This is a genomic window from Microcoleus sp. MON2_D5 (assembly GCF_036701905.1).
GTDB lineage: Bacteria > Cyanobacteriota > Cyanobacteriia > Cyanobacteriales > Microcoleaceae > Microcoleus.
The window spans coordinates 1-26,722 of record NZ_JAUBRM010000004.1; the positions used below are offsets into that span (position 1 = coordinate 1).

The window sequence follows — 26,722 nt, forward strand, 5'->3', positions numbered from 1 at the left end:
GAGCCGGATGAGGTGAAAGTCTCACGTCCGGTTCTGAAGGAGAGGTAGAGGTGGCAACACCTCTATCGACTCTAACACCAACAATCTCCAAGCAGCTTCAATATCTCGTGGCGACGCACCATACAATTAGTTGATCGAAACTGATAGAGTGTAACTGGCTCCTCCTCGTTCTGTACCAACAACTATCTGATATTTACCCGTCTGGGGCAATTCTCCAGACCAGCTTTTTTCTCCTTCAGCTACGGCGTTTGTATTGGGATCGACCACCTTAAAAACAGCATTTCCCTCAACAGATTGGATCTCAACATTCATGGTTTGACCTTCTTTGGCGTTAATCAGATAAATCATGACTTCGCCGCGCGCTACTCCTCCTTTTACTTCCGCTGAACTAGCACCGCGCTTAAACTGAATCTCCTGCTGGCGCTGACTCATTAAAATCGCCGGTTTTTCCGGGATGGCTGCGGTGGGAACAATGCTGGATCTAGCCTTTACTGAAGGCGGAAAAATTGCAGAGGCACTTAAGCCGATTATCAAAATATTTAGCGGATGTTTGAAATTTTTTGCGGGTTTGTTCATAGTAGTTTAACACTCTTGTGAAATGGATTTACTTGTATGATTATAGGTGACTCGCCTTGTCTGCGTGCGATCGCCCTTACCGATCGACTAATTTTAGCTTTTGCAAACTGTCAATCGATTTGAGATTTGAAATTTTAGATTGAAGCCTAAGATGTGGGATAATTTTGTACGATCGGGACTTACGCATTACTGTAAAGTTGCCTGCGGGCGCAGAAAAGTAAGATCGCCCGTCAGCCGTGTTACCAAAAAAATTGCCAGTCCAGGACGCACAAAAACCTTCAGAAGCCGGGTTTATTGACAAAAAACTACGCTTTCAAACAGATTCCCCGACAAGAAACCCGGTTTTTGACCAACTGTGCGTAAGTTCTGTTTGCACAATTCCTAATTATCACAAACCAGACGATATGACTCAAAACCCAACCGCAACCTATCGCACTGAAAGCGACTCGATGGGAGACAAACAAATCCCATCTAATGTCTATTATGGCATCCAAACTCTAAGGGCTGTTGAAAATTTCCCGATTAGCGGCATTAAGCCTTTATCAACATACGTTGATGCTTGTGTTTTAATTAAAAAAGCAACGGCGATCGCCAATGGCGAACTCGGCTGCATTCCCCAAGATATCAGTCAAGCAATTGTCCAAGCAGCAGATGAAATCCTAGCTGGCAAATTGCGCGATCAATTTGTAGTTGATGTCTACCAAGCCGGCGCCGGAACTTCTCACCACATGAACGTTAATGAAGTTCTTTCAAACCGCGCTTTGGAAATTATGGGCGATGAAAAAGGCAACTACAAGCGCGTCAGTCCTAACGACCACGTAAACTACGGTCAATCGACCAATGATGTGATTCCGACGGCGATTCGGATTGGCGGATTGTTGGCGTTAGAAAAAACTCTTTTTCCGGCTTTGTCGGATGCCGTAGTCGCTTTAGAAAACAAAGCAGAAGAATTCAAAGATATTGTAAAATCCGGCCGCACTCATATGCAAGATGCTGTGCCGGTTCGACTGGGCGATACCTTCGGCGCTTGGGCGCAAATTCTCAGAGAACATACTTTGAGAATTGACAGGGCATCCGATGATTTGACATCACTGGGATTGGGGGGAAGTGCGGCAGGAACCGGGTTAAATACTCACCCTGAATACTGTCAAAAAGTTGCTGATATTCTCTCAGAATTAATCGACCACCCCCTGAAACCAGCAAAGCATTTAATGGCTGCTATGCAGAGTATGGCACCGTTTGTAAATGTGTCCGGTGCACTGCGAAATCTTGCTCAGGATTGCGTTAAAATGTCCCACGACTTGCGTTTGATGGACTCCGGGCCGAAAACAGGTTTGAAAGAAATTCAACTGCCTCCTGTGCAACCCGGTTCGTCAATTATGCCGGGAAAATACAACCCTGTGATGGCAGAAATGACATCGATGGTTTGTTTTCAAGTTATGGGTTACGATAGCGCGATCGCCCTGGCCGCCCAAGCGGGACAATTAGAATTGAACGTGATGATGCCCCTGATCGCCTACAATCTGATTCACAGCATCGAAATTTTGGGCAATACCATCAGCGCTTTGACTACGCAATGCCTCGAAAAAATTGAAGCTAAGGGCGATCGGTGTCTCGCTTACGCAGAAGGCAGTCTCGCCCTCGTTACCGCCCTCAACACTCACATCGGCTATCTCAACGCCGCCGCTGTCGCTAAAGAATCCCTAGAAACGGGCAAATCTTTGCGGCAAATTGTGTTAGAACGGGGTTTAATGAGTGCAGAAGACTTGGCAAAAGTTCTAGATTTAGAGAAAATGAGTGCGATGCCGACATCTTCTGCTAACGTTTAGGATCTCGCAGGTATCAGCTAGAAACTAGAAGGCTGAACTCGATTTAATTCTGCCTTCTGCCTTCTGAGTTCTGCTTGATGGCTGTCACAGGTTAAAGTTAAACAATTCAGAATTCAATTTTTTGATATTTAATTCTGAATTTTTTTATAGTTTAAAGTTTTGGAGCAAAATTTATGCGTGCAGGTTCCTTTGCCAAATTAACTCAAGATAAAGAGAACACGACTCACGTGACATTTCATTATGTGGAAGGTCACGCAGAAACCTTTACTCTTCCGATGCCTGCACAAGAATTCCAAGAGGAAGTGCTGAATTTGTTAAATCAACCTTGGTTGACTTTCCATTTAGCAGATCAAACGGTTTTTATCTGTACGGCCCGGGTAGTAAAAGTAGAAGTAAAACCTGCTATCCCGGCACTTCAAGGTCAAGGAGTATTCTCTAACTCGCTGCGAGTTAGTACCATGCAGCGGGCGGCAGCGGGCAGATTGCCGATGGATACTTAAACCGAGTTGCTAGTTAGCGGTAATGGGTAATGGGTAAGGATAATCGCTGACAATTAATAGCGAGGGAAAATTACCCACTACCAATTACTAATTACCAATTATCAATTACCAATTACCAATTACCAATTATGTCGGCTGTTAGTTTAATTCGTGCCAATTCATACGATCGCCAAATCTTGCAAGCATCTTTAGAAAGTTTGCTCGCACCCTGGGGCGGAATCTCGGCTTTTGTCAAATCGGGCGATCGGGTTTTACTCAAACCCAATCTCCTGACAGGTTCTCGCCCTACAAAAGAATGCGTCACCCGCCCGGAATTGGTTTACTGCGTCGCTAAAATGGTGATTGAAGCGGGAGGAAAACCGTTTTTAGGTGATAGTCCAGCTTTTGGCAGCGCCATGGGTGTAGCCAAAGCCAACGGTTATTTGCCGCTGTTGGAAGAACTGAATTTGCCAGTAGTTGAGTTTCAAGGAAAACGCTACGAAACTGTCAGCGAAGATTTCAATCATCTGCGAATTTGCAAAGAAGCAATGGAAGCGGATGTAGTGATTAATTTGCCAAAACTAAAATCTCACGTTCAATTAACCGTGACAATGGGCGTGAAAAATTTGTTTGGGTGCGTCCCCGGCAAAATGAAGGCTTGGTGGCACATGGAAGCTGGCAAAGATAGCGCCAGATTCGGTGAAATGCTGGTAGAAACTGCCCGGGCAATTAACCCAAATTTGACGATTTTGGATGGAATTATCGGTCACGAAGGTAACGGGCCAAGCGGCGGCGAACCTAAGTTCTTGGGAATTTTGGCCGCGTCTGATGATGTGTTTGCTTTGGACAGAACTTTAGTTGAAATTATTAATGCTGATCCGGCGACGGTTCCCACTGTAGCTGCGGCGATGAGATTGGGACTTTGCTCGAATTTAGAGGCGATTGATTTTCCGCTTTTGCAGCCTGAACATCTCAAGGTTTTGGATTGGAAGTTGCCGGAAAACATGATGCCGATCGACTTTGGTATGCCTCGGGTGATTAAGTCTACTTTCAGGCATTTTTATATCCGGTTTATCAAAGAACGGATGGGGGCTTACGCCGATCGATAAGAGGCATTCGCTACCAATTCATAAAAATGCGCGCTTGTCAATCAGCTCTTGTGCTGAAGCTTAAAGAAAAGTTTGGCTTCCTAACTCAACTGGGAGCTAAATTTTTAGATCGAGCAACAGTAGCGGGCGCAACATTTGCGCCCACCGATATATGAAATCGCAAATTTTATACTTCGCTTTCGCAAAAGATTTCAGCAATATTATTTAGCTACAAATGCAAGAAAGTTTTTATTGGTCTCGCTCGCAGCCTACATCGCTACCCAGTTGTATAACTTAATTTATACTTTAATTATTGCTGAATTCCTAAATATAGGAAAACTTACTCACAGCCAGATAGCAGAATGTATAGTTTTTTTATCAAATGTGACCAAGCAAGTTAAATGCGTTAGCTTAAATTCGATGTAAGCTGAAAACCACGCCGCAGCAATCGTGTTTCCGAAGCCTAATAATTTTGGGGCAATCATCCGCGGTATTTCGGATTCCGCAATGGTCACTGGCACATAATTTCTTTGCGGATTTGAAATCCAAGATCAGTGGTTATTAGTACATCAAGTACCTAAATAATGAAAACTAAAATGCAAAGTCAAAATTGCTTAAGTCCTACCGTAGTCTGCCCTATATCGGGACAGAGTATGAAACCGTGGCTATTGATACCCGGTGATTGGCGCAGACCTGCAAACAAAGAATCCTTTCAATTTTACTGATGCGAAAAGTCACAACTTGGATGCATTCATCCTTTACCCGAACTCAACGAAATCGCCACCTTCTACGAGATTGACGAGTATTATACTCATCATACAGACTCTACAGGTTCCGAGTCTTCCTCTTCTATTTCCTTCTTGGATAAATTGCGCGGGCATCTAGCTTGGCGTTTCGATCGCGGAGTAGATGTCACAAGTCAATGGTGGAAGCAACAGTTCGGGACTGCTTCCTGCTCGATCTTAGAAATCGGTTGCGCCAACTGCCAAATGCTGCAAGAACTGCAAGCAGATGGTCACAAAGTCTGGGGCGTAGAACCAGATCGACAAGCTTTGGTTTTGGCCCAGCAGCGAGGTCTTGATGTATTTTATGGTACTGCTGAATCTTTGCCCCCGGAAGTCATGTCTAGACAGTACGACATGATTGTGATGGACCACGTACTCGAACATACCAGAGATCCTTTACTTGCACTCCGCAATGCCATGCAGTTGCTCGTGGATGGTGGCAAATTGGTGATGGAAGTACCAAATAACTCTTATGGGGCTGAAGTCCTCAGGGATTGCATGGATGCATCGAGATGTACCAAGGCATTTGTATTTCTTCACCCCGCAGAGCTTTCGCGCTATCTGTAAAAAAGTGGGATTTGAGATAATTTCTACCGAGTTTAATGGCTACTATCGCCAATTTGCCAACAGTTGGATCGAGGAGGAAAGAAAAATTTTGAGTTTGTTCGATTCAATGGAATCCCATCGGATGGTAAAGCCCAAAGAAAACAGTAAGGCCCAAGCTTGGAATCTACTGCTGAAAACAATTTTTGCGGCTGATGAAAACAAGTACGATTCGATCCGGATTGTAGCCCAAAAGCCATAGCGCAAGCGAGGTAATAGCAATAAACTTTTGGTTTTATATCCAGTTTGGTTACACACTCAAAATACTTTTGCGCTCCCCTGCGATAATCCCCAATGCCAGGAGTGCGCTCAAACCAAATACGACTATTGACCCAGCACTAAAGCTGGCTCGATCGAGACTGACGCACAAACTCTATATGTAGGGTGCGCAGTGCGCACCTTACCCCATAAATAATGTAAAAATTGCTTTCTGACGTAACTCCTCTTGAAGATAGGATCGCAGTTGCACCTCAAAATAATTAGTTACTATCTGTACTTTTTGCTTGTTTACTTTTTACTTGTGAGCACCCATAATTCACCTAAAACTTTTAAATTTCAACCATACAATACTTCTTCCACAGGCGGGGTGGCGTCTGTGGGGTCGAATTGTTTGATTTTCAAAGCTTGCAGCAAAAACAGCCAGATATAAAGCGGATTCAAAAAAACATACCGCTGCCAGAGGCGCTTGGGTTCCTTAATCATCCGAAACAGCCATTCCAAACCTATCTTAGATAAAAACTCAGGAGATTTAGCCAAATTACCCGCATGAAAATCGTAAGCAGCACCTACAGCAATCAGCGGCATTGATAAGTCGTCCCGGTATTCGTAAGCCCAGACTTCTTGTCGCGGACACCCCAAACCGACAAAAGTAATTGCTGCACCGCTGTTGCGGATTTGCTGCGCAATTTCTTGTTTCTCTTGGGCCGATACGTGCCTAAATTTAGAAGGCTGAGTTCCAGCAATAATTAACTTGGGAAAACGCTGGCAGAGATTGCGAGATAAAGCCTCGAGTACAGAAGCTTGAGAGCCGTACAAATAGATAGGTAATCCTTCTTCTGCCGCACGTTCGCAGATTTGTAACATAGCATTCGGCCCGCAAACTCGATCGGGCAATTCCGTATGGTAGAGCCAATTTAACGCCCACCTTACCGGCTGTCCGTCGGGCAATACTAAGTCAATGTGATTGATCCGATAGCGATGAGTGCTGTCAAGAACGCCAGTCATTACCCCGTGAACCGCTAGAGCCGAAACTGACATGGGTTTTCCGGCGCTAGCTGCCGCAATAATTTTGCTCACAGCCGCTTCATAATTAACGGCATTTACTAATATGCCGAGTACATTCTTTTTCCCTTTATCAATCATGGAACACCTCTTTAAGCCAACGCTCGCGCTTACACTCATAAATCTCCCCTAAAATTTGTTTAACGTTATATTCAATCGTTTACCCAAATTCCCTGCACATTTTTTTTTCCTTAATTATCCGACCCTTCTTTCAGCCAACGCTCGCGGTTACATTCATAAATCTCCTGTAAGATTTGTTTAACGTTATATTTCATTTTCCAGTTAGGATAGTGACTGGAAAATTTTGAATTGTCGCTAATCCACCAAATGTGATCGCCAATCCGATTTCCTTCAGCATAAGTCCAATTAAATTTGCGTTCCGCAATTGCCTCGCACATCTGAATCGCTTCTAACATCGAACAATTGCTGTACCGGCCTCCTCCTGTATTATAAACTTGGGCGCTTCTGGGAGCTTTATAAAATTCATAAAATGCCGCAATTAAATCCGCGCTGTGAATGTTATCGCGGACTTGCTTGCCTTTGTAGCCAAACACCGTGTAAGGAGTTCCCGTCACGGCACACTTCATCAAGTAGGCGAGGAAGCCGTGCAATTGAGCTCCCGAGTGATTTGGCCCCGTCAAACAGCCACCGCGAAAACAAGCGGTGTTCATATTAAAATATCGACCGTATTCTTGAACTAAAACGTCAGCAGCTACCTTAGAAGCACCAAACAAACTGTGCAGGCACTGGTCGATTGACATATCTTCCCGAATGCCACCTTCGTAAGTATGCCCGGGTTCAATTTCCCACCTGTGTTCTAATTCAATTAAAGGCAAACTGTTAGGTGTATCGCCGTATACTTTGTTTGTAGAAGTGAAAATAAAAACAGCTTTGGGACAGTACAGGCGAGTTACTTCTAGAAGATTGAGAGTGCCGTTGGCATTGACGGTAAAGTCTATTTTCGGAGCACGGGAAGCCCAATCATGGCTGGGCTGGGCTGCTGTGTGAATTACTAATTCGATCGACTCGCCGTACCGCTGAAAGATATTGGTAATCGCTTCATAGTCGCGAATGTCCACATCTAAGTGATAATACTTGGTTCCCAAGGACTTTTCTAGCTGTTGGCGGTTCCAGTTTGTAGAACCATCCGCACCAAAAAAGAACTGGCGCATATTATTGTCGATGCCAACTATATCTAAGCCTTGTTTGGCAAAGAATTTACACGCCTCAGAGCCAATTAAACCCGCAGATCCAGTAATGATTGCAACGCCCACGTTTCACCGCCTGAAAAAATATAGTTTTATTTGTTTTGCCCGATCGAACAAATAGGAAGTTAGCCTGATTTTTCCTTGCATACATCTTCGCACAATTGGGCAAAGAATTTACCTTTAACATCCCAATCATAGATTTCCCTGACGTGATTTCGACCTGCTTCACCCAAGCGCGATCGCAAATCGGCATCGCCGGCTAAATTAGTGATCGCCTCAGCTAGACCCTGCACTGCCTGTTCTGGATTGTAACCAGGTACTTTTACCCCCGTTTGCGCCGTCACTTGAGTAGCCGGCCCTCCCAGATCCAAGCAGATGATGGGACGCCCCGCGGCCATCCCCTCCAAGCAAGTCCAGCCACCTGAATCGTGCAAGCTAGGGTGAATAAGTACATGAGACTCCCCTAGCTTACCCAAAGTTTCCTCGCGTGGCAGCCTCCCCCACAACTTAACTTGAGAGGCAATGCCCAATTCTTCCGCTAGAGACTGAAGGCGATCGCGTTCCGGGCCATCCCCCAGCAGCCAATATTCGGCATTCGGCCAGTTAGCTTGGGCAAAAGCCCGTACCGCCAGGTGATAGCCTTTCCAGTGCAGCAACCGCCCCATACTGATGAACCTGATCGGCGAATCCCCTGGCATTTTGCACTCTCCCAGCCGCGCCATCTCTGCCTTTGACAGACCGGCTTCAGAAAGCACCTGCACCTTTTTAGCCCCCATCGCCCGCACCCGCTTAGCCGTGTCCTCCGTCGTCGCCAAAGCTAAGACGCTTCTCCGAGCCGTCATCCTGGCAAAGGGATCTCTCTCACCGAGGCGCTGCCCCCAGTCTCGCGCTGTTTCGTAAAGTTTTGCCTTGGAGCTAAAATCTTCCCAAAAAGGTTTAGGGGCTGCTTCGCCACCGCCCACAGGCCCCCAAATAAAAGGAATAGGCAGCAGCGAGATGAAGCTCGGCGACCAAAATTTAACGTAGGTGACGTGGCGGGCGATGTCGAAATTAATTTGGCGGTGGAGAGCGCGCGCCTCTAAATAAGCCAAAATTTGCCACAGGTAATAGTGCAATTGCAGCCCTCCCTGTCTACCTTTAAAATTTTCGCTCCAGCCGAAAGGCTCAATGTAGACGAAGTGCAGGTTAGGGTTAGGGTTCGCGGCGAGGAAAGCTTCAATAGCGGTACGGTAAAAGGTGCGAGTTAGTACCCAAACTTCTTGATGTTTGGCGGCTTCTACCACCGCATTCCAGCCCACTCCTTCCTCAGATCCTTGTCCGGGTTCGCAGGCAAAGGCAGATAAAAGAATTTTCATCGGCAATTATTAGTGGTTACTTGTTAGTTGTTAGGCGTGAGTTTTTAATTTGTTGTTAGTGGTTAGTTTTTGTTGGTTACTTAAAAACGTTGTTTTTTTCTACTACCCACAACAGCTTAACCACTACCCATTAAAAAGGATGTTACTTCGACATAAGCTTGGGCGGCTGTTTCGGGATTTTTTTGAGCAATTAGTTCGCGTGAGCGCTCTCCCATTGACTTAATCAAATCTGGATTGTCCAGAAAACGCCGGATCGCCTCAGCCAAACCTTGAGAGTCTCTAGGATCAAAAATGTAACCATTCTCCCCTTCAGCAATCAATTCGCAGGAAGCTGCGCCATTTGAGCAGAGTACAGGTTTGCCAAAAACCATCGCCTCCGGTACCACCATTCCCCAGACATCCTCAAAAGTAGGAAATACAAAAACATCAGCTTGCTGAAAGTAAGAACCCAAACTTCCATATTCCACCCATCCGGCCCAAGTTACCTGCTCTTCAAAATTGCGCTCTTTAATAAAATCTTCCAGTTCCTCCCGCTGAGCTCCCTTGCCAATAATCAACAGCGAATAATCTACATAACCTTGACTTTTAAGAATAGCGCAAGCTTCTAAAAGCGTCTTAATTCCCTTTCTTGATGTGATGCGCCCCACATACAGAAAAATTGGGCGTTTCAACTCCAAATTCGGCGACTCAGTGCCCTCCAGCCGTTTCATTAAAGCTCCCGCATCTGGGACAAGATAGGTTCGGGTAAAAATTTTATCCTCCGGTACATTAAGCGCTTCTATCAGATATTGCTGACCCGCATTACTGTTAGAAACAAAAGCATCAGCAAACCGCACAAGTACCCGGCGAACAAATGTCCGAAAACTTGAATCTCGAAAATCTGTATTGGGGGAACTACCATCATAAATAATCGCAATTTTCCACCGCATCAGCGGTTTTAAAAGCGCTACAATCACAGTCCACAAAGAGAAAGCTTGGGGAAATACGACTTGAGGACGAAATTCGAGCAGATAGCCGATAATACTAGGTGATACTACGATAAATCCGCGATCGTAGCCTGTATCTATCTTTGTCGTCTCTACAAAACTCGTCTTTCCTACTAACTGAATTACCGACGAACCCGGCATTGTGGGATCGAATCCCGGCCAAACCCCACCAGTATAAAATACAGTATTCTTAAAAACCTTCGTAAATTCTCTCAAAACCGGCTGCCAGTAGGCTCCCAGTCCCACTTCCGGGACAAGCCAAGCAATGCGGAGTTCATTTCTATCAACCATCCTATTCACCTTGAGTTTTGTTTTTAGTCAATCCCAGTTTACTCAACACTGAAAGCCAAACTAACCTACGATAAGGTAGCAGCCAATAAATTGGCCACAACCAGCCACCATGCCGCTGAGTAAATACTTTCCACTCTTGAGCCGGTTGCAGGGTAGTATCTTTGAAGGATAAACCTTTCGGTTGGCTCATTTTATCCAATCCTTCGCTTAAATTATCAGCAGCCGTTTTGGTCACCTGGGGGTTGAGGGAACAAGTACCTAAATAGCCAGGAGCAATCCAAACTGTACATCCTTTCTGTCTGGCTCGTAAACCATAATCCCAATCGCCAATATAATGGACAAAAGCCGGATCGAGGTTGCCGACCATTTGCACAACACTGCGGGGAATTAATACGCAGTTGCCGTGCATAGTATCGCACATCTGAGGCTCTTTTGTTGGTTCGAGGACACCATATCGGAAGGGGTGCAAAGGGTTATTTCGCACAACACCGCCGTATGTTGTTTTACCTGTTTCTGGGTCGCAGGTAGAACCGCCAACGATTGCTTTAGTTTCTCCTTTTTCTGAGAATTTTTGAGTGGTTTCTAGCAAGACACTTACTGTTTCGGGATAAATAAGAGTGTCATCATTTAACCAGAGGTAGTAGTCGGGATCATCTTTCATTGCTTCGGTGAAAGCCCCCCGCATTCCCCCGTTCCAAAATAGGTTCCCATCGCCGGACAAAATCTTGACTTGAGGATAGGTGTGACGAACTGCCTCGCTGGTTCCGTCCGTGCTGGCATCATCGACTAAATAGGCTACAATATCAACATCGGCTGGAAGTGCCTGCTTAAAAAGAGCATCTAAGCAAGCTAATGTTTTCTGTTTGCGGTTGAAGCAAGTTAAAAGGACAGCAATTCTAGTGCCTTTCATAATTTATAAATTGGTTTAGACTTCCATAACCGTCATTTTTTTTATTTCCCTTCTTAGCCACTTTCTCGGGCTCTTGTTTATGATTAAAAGAAGCCTCTAAGATATAAAGTTTATGTGGCTCGGGAGCGAAATTATTGATTTTGTCAAAGTTGTCTAAAAACAGGGAAATGGGTTCACAATTAAAAACTAATATATGAAAATGAGACATCGGTCTTCTTCCTGTACATCAGTTAACAAAATTATAACAGAGATAAGTAGACTTGTTTAGTTTGTTCTGCACAAGTCTCCCAAGAAAACAGCTTGATTCTTTCTGTACCGAGTTGTACTAACTTTTTAGTTTTTTGCGTAGAGAACAAAATGTTCTGCAAGGCTTCAGCAATATTGTCAGGTTCATTCGGGTCAAATAATTCGGCTGCTTCTCCGACTACTTCAGGCATGGAGCTAGTATTGCTGCAAGCGATCGGACATTGCAGAGACATTGCCTCTAAGAGAGGGATGCCAAAACCTTCGTAAAGGGATGGATAAATAAAAACTGAAGCATGGCGGTAATAATCTGCTAGAGCAGCGTCATCCCCTGAAACTTGAAAGATTTTATTTTTTGATAATGCTAGGGTATCCATTAGAGCAAGCTCTTGTTGAGAAAATTTACCACCCCCAAAGCATACTAGATTAAAATTGTCCTTCAATTGGCTGGAACTCGCATAAGCTTGCAAACAGGCTTCAAAATTTTTGTAGCCGCCCCTTTCTCCTACATAAAAAATAAATGGTTGGTAGGCGATAGAAACAAATTTTTCAATTTTGGGCCATTTGTTAGGAGAGAAGCCCAGATAAATAACTGATATCTTGTTGGGGTCTACTTCTAATATTTCTATTAAATCTTTTTTCGTGTTTTCTGATATACAAATAATACCGTCTGCTTCATTCACCGATTTCCTTTTAAATTGAGTCGTTTTATCCTGCTTATTAAAAATATCCTTATGCTCGAAAAATTGACTTAGTTTTTCGTGAATCATATCATAAACGGTTACAACTACCTTAGCATTTTTAGGAATGTAGCTTTGATTATAATAAGTCTGGTGGACAATATCAGGTTCTTTTATGTTTAACCAGACTTGAGAAATTGCGTTATTCAATCTCGCGAGGTTTTTGTGAAATTGTCCACTGGCAATAAAAGGTACTGGAAAACCCGCGACTAAACCAGGTTGGCTTTTTTTTAGATACTCATTTACATAAAAAAATGCCAAAATTTTTACGTCAATATCTTCTATTTCAGATAGGTGACTTGCTAGCTCATATATATAACGGGAAACTCCACCATATCTTTGCCAGCTAAAAACTTGATAATCGTAGACAACTCTTAGCATATTAGACCTTAACCTTCAATAATTTTTGACGGGATTCTACACTTGTTTCACAAAAGAGGGATTATATTCATATTAAAATCCCAATACCCAGGCGATGCCTTGGGCTAAATATTCAGTTTTGTAATGTTGGGCTAAGTAATCATTTAGTAGGTGAGCGACGATATTTACCTGATTTGTTTCAAAAGTTTATTAATTTTTTTTTGCACCTTTCTTAAAAACGGCGGATCGTAATCGTATAAAGTGTTCTCGGTAAAATTATCTGCTTGCTTATCCCGAATTGCAAATGGTGGGTGTTTCAGCGGAAATGTTATAGCTTCTACAGGCATATTACTGTAAGGACTGTTAACATCCTTCGTGTTAGTTCCTCCGAAACCATGTCCGATATTAGAAACTAAATTGACATTCGCCAAAATATTCATTCCATTTTGAATAAAGCTCGCCAATGTCCACCGATAAGCCCAACTATCTATTTTCCTTTCATAACAAAGCTGAAAAGTATTTGTCCAAATTTTTGCAGCGTGCGAGTCTCCCAATACATCCACCAAAAAATTACCATCGCGAACTTCCGGCCACAACTTCATATCTAAATCATAGTGCTGCCAAGCTCGCCTCCAACTAGCCCAGGTCCAGCAGTGATTGTAGACAGAAAAGTAGTAACTATAATCAGTTCTTTTCCGCCCAAATTGAACATTCTGACCCGAAATTGACAGAATCCGCTGGTCGTCTCGGTAACGATCGAGCAATTCTTCAGCGAAGCGGAAAAAAGTAGGATGAGGGAGACAGTCATCCTCAAGAATAATTGCCTCTTCAACCATATCAAATACCCAATTCAAACCGCTAGAAACCCGCTGCAAACAACCCAAATTTACGTCAGCGTAATTTTTAATAACTTCGCAGTCCCAATCTACTTGGTCAATAATAGCTCTGGTGGCAGCACATTCTTGATCTTCTCCAAGCCTATCTGAACGTGGGCCGTCAGCAATTACTAACAATTTGGGGGGTTTGGCCTGACGAATTGCCTCAAATACTTTAGCCGTTGTATCTGGACGTTTGAAGATTATAAAAGCGACGGGTGTTTGGATTTTGTAATTGGACATTTCTTCTACTCTACTTTTTCTACTACTCTTCAACATTTGAATTAACAACATCAGCAGTCATCTGCGATTTAAAATTCAACCACTTCTGAAGCATCACAGCCGCTATGTATGCCAGTGTATCATTGCTAGTCTGATAGGGCAAAAATCTATAGCGGAAAGTAGCCATTCTAGGGTCACGTTCTTGGTATAAAATATCTTGGGCAAAGTTCCCCCAACGCTCATCTATCAAATCAATTGTCATACCAGCATGAGCCGAAGGTAGCAACATATTAGAGCCGTGAAGACCAATTACTAAGCGGCTTTGTGAATAAACACTGCATATTTCCTTTTCAACTTTTTCATTAAAACTCTCCACTCTGTAATCTTCAATCCATTCGGGAAACTTAGTTTTTGTCCCCAAACCAGCTACGGCAAATTTTGCTTCTGGTACTTGCAACCTGATTTTCTCAAATAACTGCTGAATTTTCAAATTTTGTAATGGCAATGCCCTTTCTCGTTGATTGAGCTTTTTCAAAACTCGGAACAGCCCACTGTTAACTAATAAACGATCTTCGCGCCAAATAAAAGTAATTCTTATTTCTGGCTCTTCAAATTTGTGTTTGGGAACTCTAGTAAACCGCGTGATGTCAAACTGGCTAGGATGAGAATGGGCTTCGCTGACATAAATTTCATCAAAGCGTTTCGTTTCTTCCTCAACAAACTCAGCGAAGCTGGGATAGTAAGTTTGACCATTTTTTAAAGAAATAGGTACTGTCCAGACTTCGGCAACTTCATCAGGAACCATCCACCTTAGAAACTTAGGAACTATCACAACTAACCCGCAGTCAAAGTTGCATTCTAAGTGCCTTTGTGCATTTAGCAACTTCAGCAGGGAATGACCATAAAGATGATCGATACAGTTTAAGATAATTACCCGCTTGCAGGGTTTAAAACTTTCTTTGACAATCTCAAGTTTTTCGGGTTGAGGATTTTGGAGTGAAGAGAGTAATGGTTTGCCTAGCCATTCTTTTATATTAGCAACTTTTGCAAAAACTTCACCTTTGATGGTATCAACTTGGACGGAGTTTCTAACTCCATGACCTACTCTCAACTCGTCCATTATTTGGCTTCCACATCCCCCGCACTTACAGTCCAGAACAATATGTATTCCTTGCCACAAAATACTTTTGGCATTAAGTTCTGTCCCGCAATAGGGGCAATTCGAGCGCTGTTCGATTTTAGGTTTAATTTGAATCACTTTACTAATCCTCTGATTCTACCAGCCGCCTTGTATAAGTTAAAGGAGCGCCAGATGAAAGTGCTAAAAGGCCGCAATTCCTTAATTAAGAAATTGACTAATATAATCACGTAAAAATAAGTTATCAGAGTAGCCGCCGTTGCTCCAAAAGCTCCATACTTAGGAATCAACCAAAAGTTCAACCCTACATTTAGAATAGATCCGACTACAGTCAAGTAAAGACCGTAGCGCAACTGACCTTCTATGTTCAAATATGTGCTCCGTGCTACTCCAAAATTACTACCAAATTGCGCCCAAACATAGAGAGCCAGTACCGCTGCTGACTTCGCATAGTTTTCCCCGTAAAGCAGATGCACTATCCATGGAGAAAGTAATGATATCGGTATGGCCACTCCCAACCATAAAAATATCATAATATCCGAGTAAATTTGAAATTTATTTAGATATTCTTCATAATTTGTCTTTCTCAAATTCGCTAGTTTGGGGAAAATAGAGCTTGATAGAATCATCGGCAAGAAATCGCAGATTTCCGAAATTTTAACCGCTGCAGCATAATAGCCCAGTTCAGCATTTTTATTCATCGCACCGAGCATGATCTGATCGGTTTTTGAGTACAGATAAATTGCCAATCCCGACAAAATTATCGGCCAACTCTCCGATAGCAGTTCCTTACCCCGCTCCCAACTGAATTGCCAATCCTTAATTTTATTCCCAGTAAGCTTATAAAAATATACATAAGCCATTCCTACCAATGCCACCTCTGCCAATCGAATCCAGGCGAAGGCAAGCAGGGGGGCTTTAATAGTCACTAACCCAATTCTGACTGCAGCAACTAAAAAACATACCGAATTTTTAGCCAACACTGTATATTTTGACTGGATTTGGGACTGGAACCAAAAATTGATTGCTTCAAAAGCATTAAAGATGGTTCCTGCTGCGATGATACCTACCAGCCACCGAGTCAGAGTGTCGTTGGGCTTGAGTAGCGCAATCACGGTGACACTTAACACCAAAGTGATGCAGCCACCAGTAAATTGCAGTCCGAAGGCAGTTCCCAGGGTCTCATTTTTGCATTCGGGGTCGCGAGCGATATTCCGCACTACCAGAGTACCCAAGCCCATCGTTGCTACCGAACTAAACAGCGACACAAAGGCGAGCGCGTAGTTGAGCAATCCAAATTGTGTCGGACCAAGATAGCGAGCCACCCAAAGGCCTACAAACAGACCTAGACCCATCTGCAAGATTTGGTCAGTGAACAGCCAAGCTATGTTGCTGAGTACCTGGCGCAGACTAGGGGCGAGCCTTTGACTGACCGCAGTTAACTTATCTAGCATCAGAATATTTTAAATCTTTACAAAACACAAACGCGGTTCTGGCAGGCTCGGCAATCTCGCAGAATTAGACTGGTTGATCCTATAACAACATACCACAACTTGACTCACGATCCGTTCAATAAAGGTTACTTCAATGGACAGTGCGAGCTAAAGAACGCCTTTGAGGGTTACTGGTGCTACTGTTAGAACTATTGTTAGCATTATCTATCGCAAGTCGAACCGTCAACATTGCGTAACTCAGCCAAGGATTTCCTATATCTATAATATAACCTTCTGTGATATTGCTTATAATAATAGACACTAGAAAACAAATAGGTATTCCCGCTTCTTCCAGCGTGCTACGACTCAAATACCGAACTGCGTAAGCTAAATTGAGCAGCAAGGAAGTCATCATTAGAATTAATCCCGGCCAACCGAATGCTAACAAGATACCGATCCCCCCATTGTGAGGATTTTTAGGTTGAAATCCATTAGGAGTATAAATAAAATAAGCAGGAGTAGCCGAGCCTAACTTATCTTGTTGAAAAAATCCATCGTATCCGTAGCCAAACCAGGGGCGCTGGTTGACCGCATCCATTAACTGTGGCCAGAATTCGGTGCGCCCAGTTAGAGTCAAGTCTTTGCCTAACCCACCTACAATAATATCCTCTAGGTTGTCTACTACAAAAACAGTCATAATTATGCTGAAAACCAGGAAAAATATAATCGCCGTAAATGCCCACTGAAAACTTAAATTTTTTAGAAAATTTAGCGAGGAGACTGCAATTATTAATATGATAGTAATCACTAGAGCAGAGCCAGACTTATTAGCCCTCACCAGGTAAAATGAAAATAACATCATTCCCAAAGCAATCCAGCGTTCTTTCTGAGTTTTAGCTCCTTGAGAATAATGCAAATACCAAAATGCCGTACATAAAGCTAAGACTCCCCCCAAAGAATTTTTAGATAGAGTTAAGCCTACAAAATCACCTGAGCCAGGGGGTTTCATTACAAAACTGGCCAAACCGAGTGCCGTGTATCCCCATCGCCAAAAACGAGATAAATCTTCCCATTTATATTGCGCTGCAATGTAACACCCGAAAACAGTAAATCCTGAAAAAGCTAGACCTGCTCTTAGGGTTTCTTCAGGAACTAGGGACCATAATGTAGACAGTAATGGAAGTAATGTATAAAGTAAAAAAAAAGAATTCATAATTAATAATTTAGCAAAAAACTGTATAAAATTGCTACTAAAAATTTTAATTCGTGAAAACAAAATAAGTAATACCCAGGGGTAAAAAAAATAAGGTAGCAGTTTTAAAATGCCACCTTCGGGATCTTTTAAATTAATAAAATGCAAGTAATTAAAAGGAGGTTGTGTCAGTACGGGAGAGATGAAAATATATAAAATAGCAAAGCTTTTTTCTAAAGCCAAACCAATTTTTTTATAGCTGGCAAATTGAAATAATAGTATAGTTGCCATCGCGAGTATAGCAATTAGCATCCATGTTAATGAAGAACTACCTAAAATCAGCTCCTTCAGCATATTTGCTTTAGACACTGGTTGAGTCATAATTGCTTTCCTTTATCAAAAACCAGATCAAGTTATATAGATATAAAATATAGCCGTCAACCCGCAACCACGCTAGCACAGAAATTAGGCATACAGCAAAAATACAGCATCCTTTTTTGGGCGATAGCTTAAAATAATGAGCTTTTTGCCCAGCACTAAAAAGGCTACACTTATATAAATCATAGTCAATAAAATTAGGTGGTGTATGGTTAACACCCATTTTCCAGGACAGATAGCCCGGTCGGTTGTGGGTGTTGTCTTGTTTGCTTCCACTGTCATCGCTGACGCCAGAAGCACCCCGGCACAACTTCCCATCCCGCTAGGCGCAGAGCAAGCCCAGAATGTTGCGCCCGTTACGAGATCGCCGGAAAGCTATAAACTCGGTGGCGGCGATCGCATCCAAGTAGAAATACTCGAAGTACCCGAACTCAGCCGCGGCTACGAAGTCCTTTCCGACGGTTCAGTCAACCTGCCCCTAATCGGCTTGGTCTCCGTCCGCGGCCGCACCTTAGTAGAAGCCACCAACATCATCCGCAACGCCTACCGTCGCGTCCTCAAAGACCCCATCGTCACAGTCAGCCTCGTCGCCGCCCGCCCCCTCAACGTCGGCGTTATCGGAGAAGTCACCAGGCCCGGAAACTTCATTATGACCCTCACTCCCGGCCCGGGAGCCTCGCCGAGTGTCCAGTACCCTACCGTCACCCAAGCGATCAGACTCGCAGAAGGCGTCACGGGTGTCGCTGACATCCGCAACATCCGCGTCCGCCGTCCCCAACGAGACGGCCCGGATCAAGTGCTCAACGTCAACCTGTGGAAATTCTTGCAAGAAGGAGACATCTCTCAAGACATCATTTTGCAAGACAGAGACACAATCGTGATTCCCACAGTCGCCAACTTCAACCAAGCAGAAGCTCGTCAATTTGCGACGGCCAACTTTTCGCCACCCCCAGAAAAACCTCGATCGATCTCCATCGTCGGTCAAGTCACCCGCCCTGGGGCTTACGTCGTCATCGGCGGCAACACCACAAACGACCTCAGCCGCGAAGGTTTCCCTACCGTCATCCGGGCTATTCAGCTAGCCGGCGGCATCACCTCGGATGCCGACATCCGGCAAATCCAAGTGCGGCGCGTCACCAGAAGAGGCGAACAAATTATCCCAGTCAACCTGTGGCAGTTCCTAGAGTCCGGCGACGGCGCCCAAGATACCATCCTCCAGGAGGGAGACACGATCATCGTACCCAAAGCTACGATCGTCAACCCCGCAGAAGCTGGTGTGCTCGCTAGCACTAACTTTGCTCCCACTGGCATTAACGTTTTTGTAGTAGGAGAACTCAGAACATCCCTCGATCCCTTGAGACTCCCAGCTAATGCCACGCTGAATCAAGCTTTAGTTTCCAGAGGATTTTTTGGGTACGAGAATACCAGAGCGAGAAGAGATAAAGTTGAGCTAGTCCGCCTCAATACCGACGGTACAGCTACTAAACGGACGATCCAAATCGATTTAAGTCAAGGAATTAACGAAGAAACCAATCCTCAACTTCGCAACAACGACATGATTATCGTATCTCGCAGGGGTCTCGTCAATTTTGTCGATCGCCTGAACGCTGTAATCGGGCCTGTCGGCCCAGCGACGGGAGTGTTAAATTTTATAAACGTTCTCCGATTTTTATTCAGGTAAGAAGGCGGCGGGTGAGGTGGATAATTCCTGGCAAAGGCTAGAATAAACTAAACAATAAGATTACCCAGCCGCGACCTGCCCGCTTCAAAAATATCAACCTCAAAAATATCAACCTCAAAAATACCTAGGCTGAATATGGATAGCAGACAAGATTACCAACCCTTCACACCCAAATCGAATGGCAAACTGCCGGAGTTATCTGCTCAGAACTACAGAGATCACTTCGGAGAGGAGAGAGAAGAAGAAAAGCTAGACTTGTCCTGGCTGTTCGGCGTCGTGCGCCGTCGCTTCCTGGTCATGGCAGCAGCCACCATTGCTTTGAGCGCCCTCGCAGGAACAGCGATCATCGCCACTTCTAAAAGCATAACGATCGAGTATGAAGGCTCCTTTTCCCTGTTAGTAGAACCAGCCACGGCTGAAGGTTTGCAATCCAAACAATTAAACAACACCCAAGCTGCCGACTTAGCAAGAATTAATATAGAAGGAATTAGCCTACTAGACTACGAAACCCAAATTAGGATTTTGCGAAGTCCCAAAATGATGCAGCCAGTGATTGAGGAATTGCGGGCTTCGTATCCCAAAATGAACTATAGCGAACTGATATCAAAAATGTCGATCCAGCGCATCAGCTACACGAAAGATGGCAAACAGCAAGGCACAAAAATTTTACAAGTTCGCTACAAAGATTCAAACCGAAAAAAAATTTACCGCGTATTGGAAAAAATTTCTAAAGCTTATCTAGATTACAGCTTGCAGCAACGGCTGATGGGCATTAATCAAGGTATTAAATTTATAGATACGGAGATGCCCAAGCTCCGAGAAAGAGTGGAAGTTCTGCAACTGCAAGTCCAAAGACTGCGGCAGCAGAGCAACTTGTTTGAACCCCAGATAGAGGGAAAATCTCTTTCGGAACAAGTTCAAAGCATTCGGGGCAAGCAAGTAGAAATTAGAGTTCAGCTAAAAGGGATGCGAAACCTCTACCAAAGCTATGAAAAACTACTCAACGAAAATAATCCCCAGGGGCTGCTGATGACCCAAGGACAAGCTTACGGCGGACTATTAGGTCAAATTCAGAGAATAGACTCGGAATTGTCATTAAAATTAGCTCAGTACAGAGAAGACAGTTTGCCAGTTTTAGCGCTGCGAAAAAGTCGGGAAGAACTGATTTTAACCGCCACCCAACAAGCAAGAGAAGTGGTGATGGGAAATTTAGAGACCCAAATCAAAGAAATTGAAGCGCGCGATCGCGAAATGACAGCTTTGCAAAATGCTCTCAACCAAAAAATTAGAAACTTTTCAGTCACAACCCGAGAATACGACAATTTACAGCGGGAACTGCAAGTAGTTACTAAGAGTTTTTCGGACTTCTTGGCAAAACGAGAAGCCTTGCGGATCGATGCGGCTCAGCAGCAAATACCCTGGGTGCTGATAAATCCTCCGGAAATTCCGCTAGACAAATTCGGCAACCCTATAACAGCTACCGTCAAACAAACCAAAAAACAGTTAGTGCTGGCAGTAATTTTAAGCAGTCTGCTGGGCATAGCAGTCGGCTTGCTCGTAGAGGTACTAAATACTGTGTTCCACACTCCAGAATCACTGAGAATGGCCACAAGATTGCCAATACTCGGGGTAATTCCGTTTACCAAGAAAGTCAAGCGCAGACGGCCAGCCAGACAGAGAAAACTAAAATCGGCTCGCTCGAACTCGAAAGTGGAAGTAGTCGAACCGGGCCAAGCTAGACATACTGGTCAGGAGATTGGAGAACCAAGTATTTTGAGCGACTTGGACTATCAATTTTTAGAAGCATTTCGATCGCTCTACACGAACATTCACTTGCTCAGTGCAGGCACGGCGATTCGATCGCTCTTAGTCGGCTCAGCCGTAGCCGGAGACGGCAAATCTACAGTAGCTTTGCACCTGGCAGCCACAGCAGCAGCAGTCGGACAGAGAGTATTGTTAGTAGATGCAGATTTGCGCTGCCCGCAACTGCACGCTAAGTTAGGACTGCCAAACGTGCGTGGCCTGGGCGATGCCATCTCCACGGATCTCAGCCTCAACGACGCGATTCAACGAGCCCCGAACCAAGAAAATTTGTTCGTACTCACCGCCGGCCAAATTGCCCCCGATCCGATCAAGCTTCTTTCTTCCAAAAAAATGCAGTATCTGATGGAGCAATTTCAAGCATTTTTTGATTTAGTAATTTATGACACCCCGCCAGTAACTGGCTTGGCAGACACCCACTTGATCGCAGCTCATACAGACGCTACGATTATGGTCGTCCAAATTGGGCAAACAGACCGAGCGCAAGTTCGCAAAGTTTTAGAAGAATTAAAAATTTCTGGAGCTTCCGTCTTGGGAATCGTTGCTAACGGCTGCAAAAACACCGGTCAGAGCTACCGCCAGCGCCCGGTCGTTCTAGAGACGCTCTACGACCAAAAACTATCGGCTTTAGGTACGAAAAATCCTAAGTAGACAAATGTTGATGCAGGCGGCCGAGCGCCGCCGTCCTCAACCGGAAACGCACAACCAAGCTATACCCTTATTTTGTGATAATAGTACCATTTGAGAAAGAAAATGATAGACTAACGGACATAGCCTTGTGTGTCAACCGAGATTGCGCGGATCTTTAAATTTTGCGGTAATTACTCAGAAAATGATTGAGAAATCAGCAAAAGTGGGTAAACTACATCTAGCAGAGCGCAATCTCAATCAGGAAAAGACACTTTTGAAGGTGAACGTTAGTGTAAACGTTAATGTGAACGTTTCAACCCAGAAACTTGGTAGGGATTATTCTATGAGTACAGTTATGGTTGTTGATGATAGCGTCACTCTGCGGGAGATGATCGCCGACTTGCTCAAAGGTAGAGGACTCAACGTCACGGTAGCGAGTGATGGCGTAGAAGCTCTAGAGCAAATCAAGGCTAACCGCCCAGATTTAGTCGTTCTGGATATCGTGATGCCCCGGATGAACGGCTACGAAGTCTGTCGCCGGCTCAAAAGCGACCCTAAAACCCAAAATTTGCCGGTGGTAATGTGTTCGAGCAAAAGCGAAGAGTTCGATCGCTATTGGGGGATGAAACAAGGAGCCGACGCTTACATCGCCAAGCCATTTCACCCTCAGGAATTGGTCGGCACTATTAAGCAATTGCTGCGAGGTTGAGGTTGAGGAATAGGGACAGGAAAAAATTGTCTTGAGCGCTTATTATTTCTGCTCCCGCAGCCTCTCTAAACTACTCGATTGACAATAGTCCAAACATCCCCGTCCGATCGCACGTAGGGAACAGATATACTCTTAAAACCAGTAATAAAAGGTTTGTAATAAACCTGCCAGTAGCTGGGGCTAATTTGGTCGGCGATAGCTTTAAGTCCCTTCACTTCCGCCGCCAGTTCCGCCGCCAGTTCATTAATCCGTTCCGCGTGTCCCTGAGCCAGCAATCTTCCTTCTTCAACTTGCTGCTCCATCGGAGTGATTCTTTGCAACTTTACCGACTGCTGCTGTTTCTGAGCCAGTTGAGCAGACAGAGCCGCGATCGCGTCATCTATACCCTTGACTTCTGCCGACACTTGTGCTGTTTCCCTCGCGTGACGCCGATAAGCATCGGCGATCGCTTGGGGCGAATCACCGGCTGGGACAGCATCGGCAATACTAAGCTGCTGGCGTTCCAGGCGCAATTCCTCTATTTGAGAGTAAATTGCCTCTATATCTGTCTGAAGTTTGTCCACCTAATTACCGCGTGGTTGTTGGATATTTTAGCATATTAACACAAACCCCTCACCTAATCGGCATAGAAATTGCATATCTTAGGCTGGCTACAAGCAAAGTCCCACAAGAATAAGTTGAATAGTTTGAAAAATACAAATTTTTTATATTTTTCAGTTGAGCGATTCCGTCGATATCCAGTCGGGTTAATCAGGTTGTATCCGGTAAAATTAGCATTATACATTTGTAGTCAGGAATGCAAGTACGAGCGAGTTTTACGAGCATTAAAGTCGTCACTAAAAACACAATTCCTAATTCCCAATTTCCAATTACCAATTCCCAATTATTAAGAGATTTTTTTAAGTTGTTAGCCCTTGCTGCCTCAACTGGACTATAGTCTCTACCAAGACATCGGGTTGCACAGGTTTAGACAGATGTCGGTCAAAACCCGCAGCAAAAGCACGATCGCGGTCTTCATCCCTAGCATAAGCCGTCAGAGCGATCGCCCAAAATTTCCCTGTCTGTGTGTTCAAAGAACGCAGCCTTCGTACCAGCGAATAGCCGTCTTCCTCCGGCATTCCGATATCGCTGACCACAACATCCGGGCTAAACTGCGAAGCCACCTCAAACGCCTCAGCAGCAGACGATGCAACCTTGACAGTGGCCCCGGAATCTGCCAAGACAAACCTCATAAATTCCCGCGAATCAACCTCGTCATCAACCAGCAAAATCTTAACTCCCAGTAAATTACCAGCGTCAGCCCAAACCTGCGCTTCCTCGTCTGGGATCGAATTTACCTGCATCGCAGGGAGACGGAAAGTAAAAGTCGAGCCCATATTCAGTCCCGGACTCTGGGCCCAAACCGTGCCGCCGTGGAGTTCCACCAACTGCCGCACGATCGCCAGACCCAGCCCCAAACCGCTATAAATGCGAGTAATCGTAGCATCCGCTTGGCGGAAAGAGTCAAACACGTAAGGCAAAAAATTCGGTGCAACCCCAATTCCCGTGTCGGTAACAGCCAGCTCAACCTCCGAATCAACTCTCGAAAGCCGGATTTCAACTCGCCCCCCGCGCGGCGTAAACTTAATCGCATTCGTCAGCAAATTCCAAATTACTTGCTGCAAGCGGCCAGGGTCTCCTGATACCCAAAATCTCGGATTTAACTCAGATTCAGGATTGCCAGAAACCTTCCCAAGCTTGGAAAATTCAGCAGTCTCTAAACCCAAATCTCCAATTGCAAACCGCAAATCGAGCGACTTAGCATCGGCAGCCAACCGCACCGTATTCAGCGCTCCTTCCACCAGGGAAATCAAATTTACCGCACAAGGATTCAAAGTCAACTTGCCGCGAATAATTCGCGAAATATCCAGCAAATCATCAATCAATTGAGTTTGCAATTTAGCATTTCGCTCGATCGTTTCTAAAGCCCGCCCAGTAGCAGCCGGACTCAAACTGCGTTGCAGCAGCAGTTGCGCCCAGCCCAAAATCGCGTTTAAGGGCGATCGCAGCTCATGAGAAAGAGTTGCCAAAAACTCATCTTTCATGCGATTTGCCTGCTGAGATTCCTCGTAAAGTCGGGCATTGTCGATCGCCCCCGACACCGCCTGAGCCAACTGCATTAAAATAGTTTCATCATCTTCGGCAAACTCCCCCTCATACTTGTCCGACAACTGAATCAATCCCAGATTTCTGCCGTCCCGAGTCCTCAGCGGTACAGCCAGCCAGCCCCGCATCGGCGGGTGCTTCCCCGCAGCCTTGCCGAACTTCCGCCATGCCGGGTGAGCCTCTAACTCGGTTTGAGTCATCCGCATCGCCTGTTGGTGCTGGCAAACTTCCTGGTAAATGCCCGTACCGTCTGGCTCTTCGCAGTAATCTTGCCACGCGGCGTATTTTTCTGACATGGAAAACTTGCTAATTCCCGCATCCCAGGTGGCGGCAGGGTCGAGGTTAACCGCTACCTGGTGGACTTCGAGAATGTGGCGGGCGCTATCTGCTGCTAACTGAAGTATTTCTGCCACCGACAGCGTGGAGTTGATAGCAACTGACGCGGAGGTTAACTTTTGCAGGCGGCGCAAATACGACTGCTCGCGGGCCAACGCGCGCGAACGGTCGTATTCTAACTGTTTGCGACCCGTAATGTCGATCGCCACGCCGAACAGCCGGAGGGGTGTGCCGGATGCGTCAAAAACCACCCGCCCTTTCTCGTGAAGCCAAATCACTGAGCCGTCGGGTCGCACTTTGCGGTATTCCGACTCGTAAACTCCCGTCCCGGTGAGTGCGGCATCCACATCAGCCAAAAACCTTTCACGGTCTTCTGGATGCACCGCATTCTTTTTTTGCTCAAAAGTACCAAAGGTGCTGTTTGGGCCCAAACCCATCTGTGTTTCGGCATTGGACGAACGGCGGACTTCCCCCGATGCCACATCCCAGGTAAAAGCGATCGTGTTAGCTGCTTCTAGGGCAAAGCGCAAATTTTCCTCGCTTTCTTGCACCCTGGCTTCCGATAATTTGCGATCCGTAATATCCCAAACCAGGCCGCTCGACCGCACCGATTTACCCGTATCATCATCAAAAAACTTGCCCCTAGCCGCGATCCAGTGCAAGCTGCCATCGGGCCAAAGGACTCTAAATTCGTACTTGTATTCTATTTTGTTTTCTAAAGCAAAGGCAAGAGCGTCGGCGATCGAGGCTTGGTCATCCGGGTGAATGCAGGCAAAAAACGCTTCATAAGTTCCCGGAAAACTGCCTTTTTCCAACCCGAATAACAGTTCCTGTTCCTCCGACCAAACGACCTCGCCAGTTAATACATTCCAATCCCAAATTCCCATTTTCGAGGCTTCGATCGCCAATCTCAGCCTTTCCTCCGAAATTGCCAACTGCGCCGACGTTTTCGCGTAGTTCTCGCGCAACTGCTGTTTTTTCAAGCTTTCGCCCACGGCCCCCGCCAGCCGCTTTAAGTACCGCCCTTTGAACACGTAATCGCTTAAGCCGGCTTTCATAGCTTCGACTGCCACTTGTTCGCTGCCGCTGTCCGTACACATAATTACCGGACAATTCGGGTAGCGGCTGTGAACTTTTTGGAGAATAGTTAATCCGTCGCTCCAGTGGAGTTGGTAGTCGGTAATTACTATATCAAAACCCCCGGCTGCCAGGATGTGTTCTAGAGTTGGGATATCAATAACGGATTTAATTTCTAAATCGGGAAAAGTTTTCCTCAGTTCTCGCTCGATCATCAGGCGATCGTTCGGGTTGTCGTCGATTAACAGAATAGACAGCATTAGCCTTTTAGTTTTTATATGGGCGCAAACACTCTTAAATCTAATAATATGTTCTTAAGCAATCTCGACAATTTGAATATGTACTTGGTGG

21 protein-coding genes are annotated in these 26,722 nt (G+C 45.0%); 8 read left to right on the top strand and 13 right to left on the bottom strand.

Going from position 1 to position 26,722, the window contains the following annotated elements; translation table 11 throughout:
* Positions 1 to 126: 126 nt before the first annotated feature.
* Complete coding sequence (locus tag QUA47_RS02245; RefSeq protein WP_333429556.1) at positions 127 to 576, bottom strand: hypothetical protein; 450 nt, start codon at positions 574 to 576, stop codon at positions 127 to 129.
* Between the two features lie 404 nt (positions 577 to 980).
* Between QUA47_RS02245 and QUA47_RS02250 the strand changes: the two genes are divergently transcribed.
* The 5 genes from QUA47_RS02250 (at position 981) to QUA47_RS02270 (ending at position 5,562) form a co-directional block, all read left to right on the top strand.
* On the top strand, positions 981 to 2,405 hold the full coding sequence (locus QUA47_RS02250) for an aspartate ammonia-lyase (protein WP_333429635.1): 1,425 nt from the start codon (positions 981 to 983) through the stop codon (positions 2,403 to 2,405).
* Between the two features lie 173 nt (positions 2,406 to 2,578).
* On the top strand, positions 2,579 to 2,905 hold the full coding sequence (locus tag QUA47_RS02255) for a hypothetical protein (protein WP_333284934.1): 327 nt from the start codon (positions 2,579 to 2,581) through the stop codon (positions 2,903 to 2,905).
* Positions 2,906 to 3,033: 128 nt separating this feature from the next.
* Positions 3,034 to 3,993 carry a DUF362 domain-containing protein gene (locus QUA47_RS02260; RefSeq protein WP_333429557.1) on the top strand — a complete coding sequence of 320 codons (960 nt, stop codon included), beginning with the start codon at positions 3,034 to 3,036 and terminating at the stop codon, positions 3,991 to 3,993.
* Positions 3,994 to 4,832: 839 nt separating this feature from the next.
* Complete coding sequence (locus tag QUA47_RS02265) at positions 4,833 to 5,324, top strand: class I SAM-dependent methyltransferase (protein WP_333429558.1); 492 nt, start codon at positions 4,833 to 4,835, stop codon at positions 5,322 to 5,324.
* A gap of 4 nt (positions 5,325 to 5,328) precedes the next feature.
* Complete coding sequence (locus QUA47_RS02270) at positions 5,329 to 5,562, top strand: hypothetical protein (protein ID WP_333429559.1); 234 nt, start codon at positions 5,329 to 5,331, stop codon at positions 5,560 to 5,562.
* 353 nt (positions 5,563 to 5,915) lie between these two features.
* Here the strand turns inward: QUA47_RS02270 and QUA47_RS02275 are convergent, their stop codons facing one another.
* The 10 genes from QUA47_RS02275 to QUA47_RS02320 form a co-directional block, all read right to left on the bottom strand.
* On the bottom strand, positions 5,916 to 6,761 hold the full coding sequence (locus tag QUA47_RS02275) for a WecB/TagA/CpsF family glycosyltransferase (protein ID WP_333406417.1): 846 nt from the start codon (positions 6,759 to 6,761) through the stop codon (positions 5,916 to 5,918).
* Between the two features lie 71 nt (positions 6,762 to 6,832).
* The gene (locus QUA47_RS02280; RefSeq protein ID WP_333406416.1) at positions 6,833 to 7,915 is read right to left on the bottom strand and encodes an NAD-dependent epimerase/dehydratase family protein; all 1,083 of its coding nucleotides are present in this window, start codon (positions 7,913 to 7,915) and stop codon (positions 6,833 to 6,835) included.
* Positions 7,916 to 7,974: 59 nt separating this feature from the next.
* Positions 7,975 to 9,204: a glycosyltransferase gene (locus QUA47_RS02285; RefSeq protein WP_333429560.1), complete on the bottom strand. Its 1,230-nt coding sequence runs from the start codon at positions 9,202 to 9,204 to the stop codon at positions 7,975 to 7,977.
* Between the two features lie 116 nt (positions 9,205 to 9,320).
* Positions 9,321 to 10,481 carry a glycosyltransferase family 4 protein gene (locus tag QUA47_RS02290; RefSeq protein ID WP_333429561.1) on the bottom strand — a complete coding sequence of 387 codons (1,161 nt, stop codon included), beginning with the start codon at positions 10,479 to 10,481 and terminating at the stop codon, positions 9,321 to 9,323.
* A gap of 1 nt (position 10,482) precedes the next feature.
* Positions 10,483 to 11,391, bottom strand: a complete 909-nt coding sequence (locus QUA47_RS02295) for a glycosyltransferase family 2 protein (protein WP_333429562.1) — start codon at positions 11,389 to 11,391, stop codon at positions 10,483 to 10,485.
* A 239-nt stretch (positions 11,392 to 11,630) separates the two neighbouring features.
* Entirely contained in the window at positions 11,631 to 12,755 is a 1,125-nt protein-coding gene (locus QUA47_RS02300; RefSeq protein WP_333429563.1) for a glycosyltransferase family 1 protein, read from the bottom strand.
* 164 nt (positions 12,756 to 12,919) lie between these two features.
* The gene (locus QUA47_RS02305) at positions 12,920 to 13,852 is read right to left on the bottom strand and encodes a glycosyltransferase family 2 protein (RefSeq protein ID WP_333429564.1); all 933 of its coding nucleotides are present in this window, start codon (positions 13,850 to 13,852) and stop codon (positions 12,920 to 12,922) included.
* Positions 13,853 to 13,874: 22 nt separating this feature from the next.
* Entirely contained in the window at positions 13,875 to 15,089 is a 1,215-nt protein-coding gene (locus tag QUA47_RS02310) for a hypothetical protein (RefSeq protein WP_333429565.1), read from the bottom strand.
* Positions 15,086 to 16,423, bottom strand: coding sequence for a flippase (locus tag QUA47_RS02315; protein WP_333429566.1), 1,338 nt, complete (start codon positions 16,421 to 16,423; stop codon positions 15,086 to 15,088). The genes QUA47_RS02310 and QUA47_RS02315 overlap by 4 nt, the downstream gene beginning before the upstream one ends.
* A 130-nt stretch (positions 16,424 to 16,553) precedes the next feature.
* A complete protein-coding gene (locus tag QUA47_RS02320; RefSeq protein WP_333429567.1) occupies positions 16,554 to 17,975 on the bottom strand; it encodes an O-antigen ligase family protein in 1,422 nt (473 codons plus the stop codon).
* Between the two features lie 205 nt (positions 17,976 to 18,180).
* Between QUA47_RS02320 and QUA47_RS02325 the strand changes: the two genes are divergently transcribed.
* From QUA47_RS02325 to QUA47_RS02335, 3 genes are all read left to right on the top strand, one after another.
* Positions 18,181 to 19,653, top strand: a complete 1,473-nt coding sequence (locus tag QUA47_RS02325; RefSeq protein WP_333429568.1) for a polysaccharide biosynthesis/export family protein — start codon at positions 18,181 to 18,183, stop codon at positions 19,651 to 19,653.
* A 135-nt stretch (positions 19,654 to 19,788) separates the two neighbouring features.
* Positions 19,789 to 22,125 (top strand): polysaccharide biosynthesis tyrosine autokinase, encoded by a 2,337-nt coding sequence (locus tag QUA47_RS02330; protein ID WP_333429569.1) that lies wholly within the window; start codon positions 19,789 to 19,791, stop codon positions 22,123 to 22,125.
* A gap of 322 nt (positions 22,126 to 22,447) precedes the next feature.
* The gene (locus QUA47_RS02335; RefSeq protein WP_039886668.1) at positions 22,448 to 22,813 is read left to right on the top strand and encodes a response regulator transcription factor; all 366 of its coding nucleotides are present in this window, start codon (positions 22,448 to 22,450) and stop codon (positions 22,811 to 22,813) included.
* Between the two features lie 65 nt (positions 22,814 to 22,878).
* On the opposite strand, the gene QUA47_RS02340 is transcribed toward QUA47_RS02335, so the two are convergent.
* Together QUA47_RS02340 and QUA47_RS02345 are read right to left on the bottom strand one after the other, a co-directional pair.
* On the bottom strand, positions 22,879 to 23,376 hold the full coding sequence (locus QUA47_RS02340; RefSeq protein ID WP_333429570.1) for a hypothetical protein: 498 nt from the start codon (positions 23,374 to 23,376) through the stop codon (positions 22,879 to 22,881).
* A gap of 336 nt (positions 23,377 to 23,712) precedes the next feature.
* On the bottom strand, positions 23,713 to 26,631 hold the full coding sequence (locus QUA47_RS02345) for a response regulator (RefSeq protein ID WP_333429571.1): 2,919 nt from the start codon (positions 26,629 to 26,631) through the stop codon (positions 23,713 to 23,715).
* Between the last annotated feature and the right edge of the window lie 91 nt (positions 26,632 to 26,722).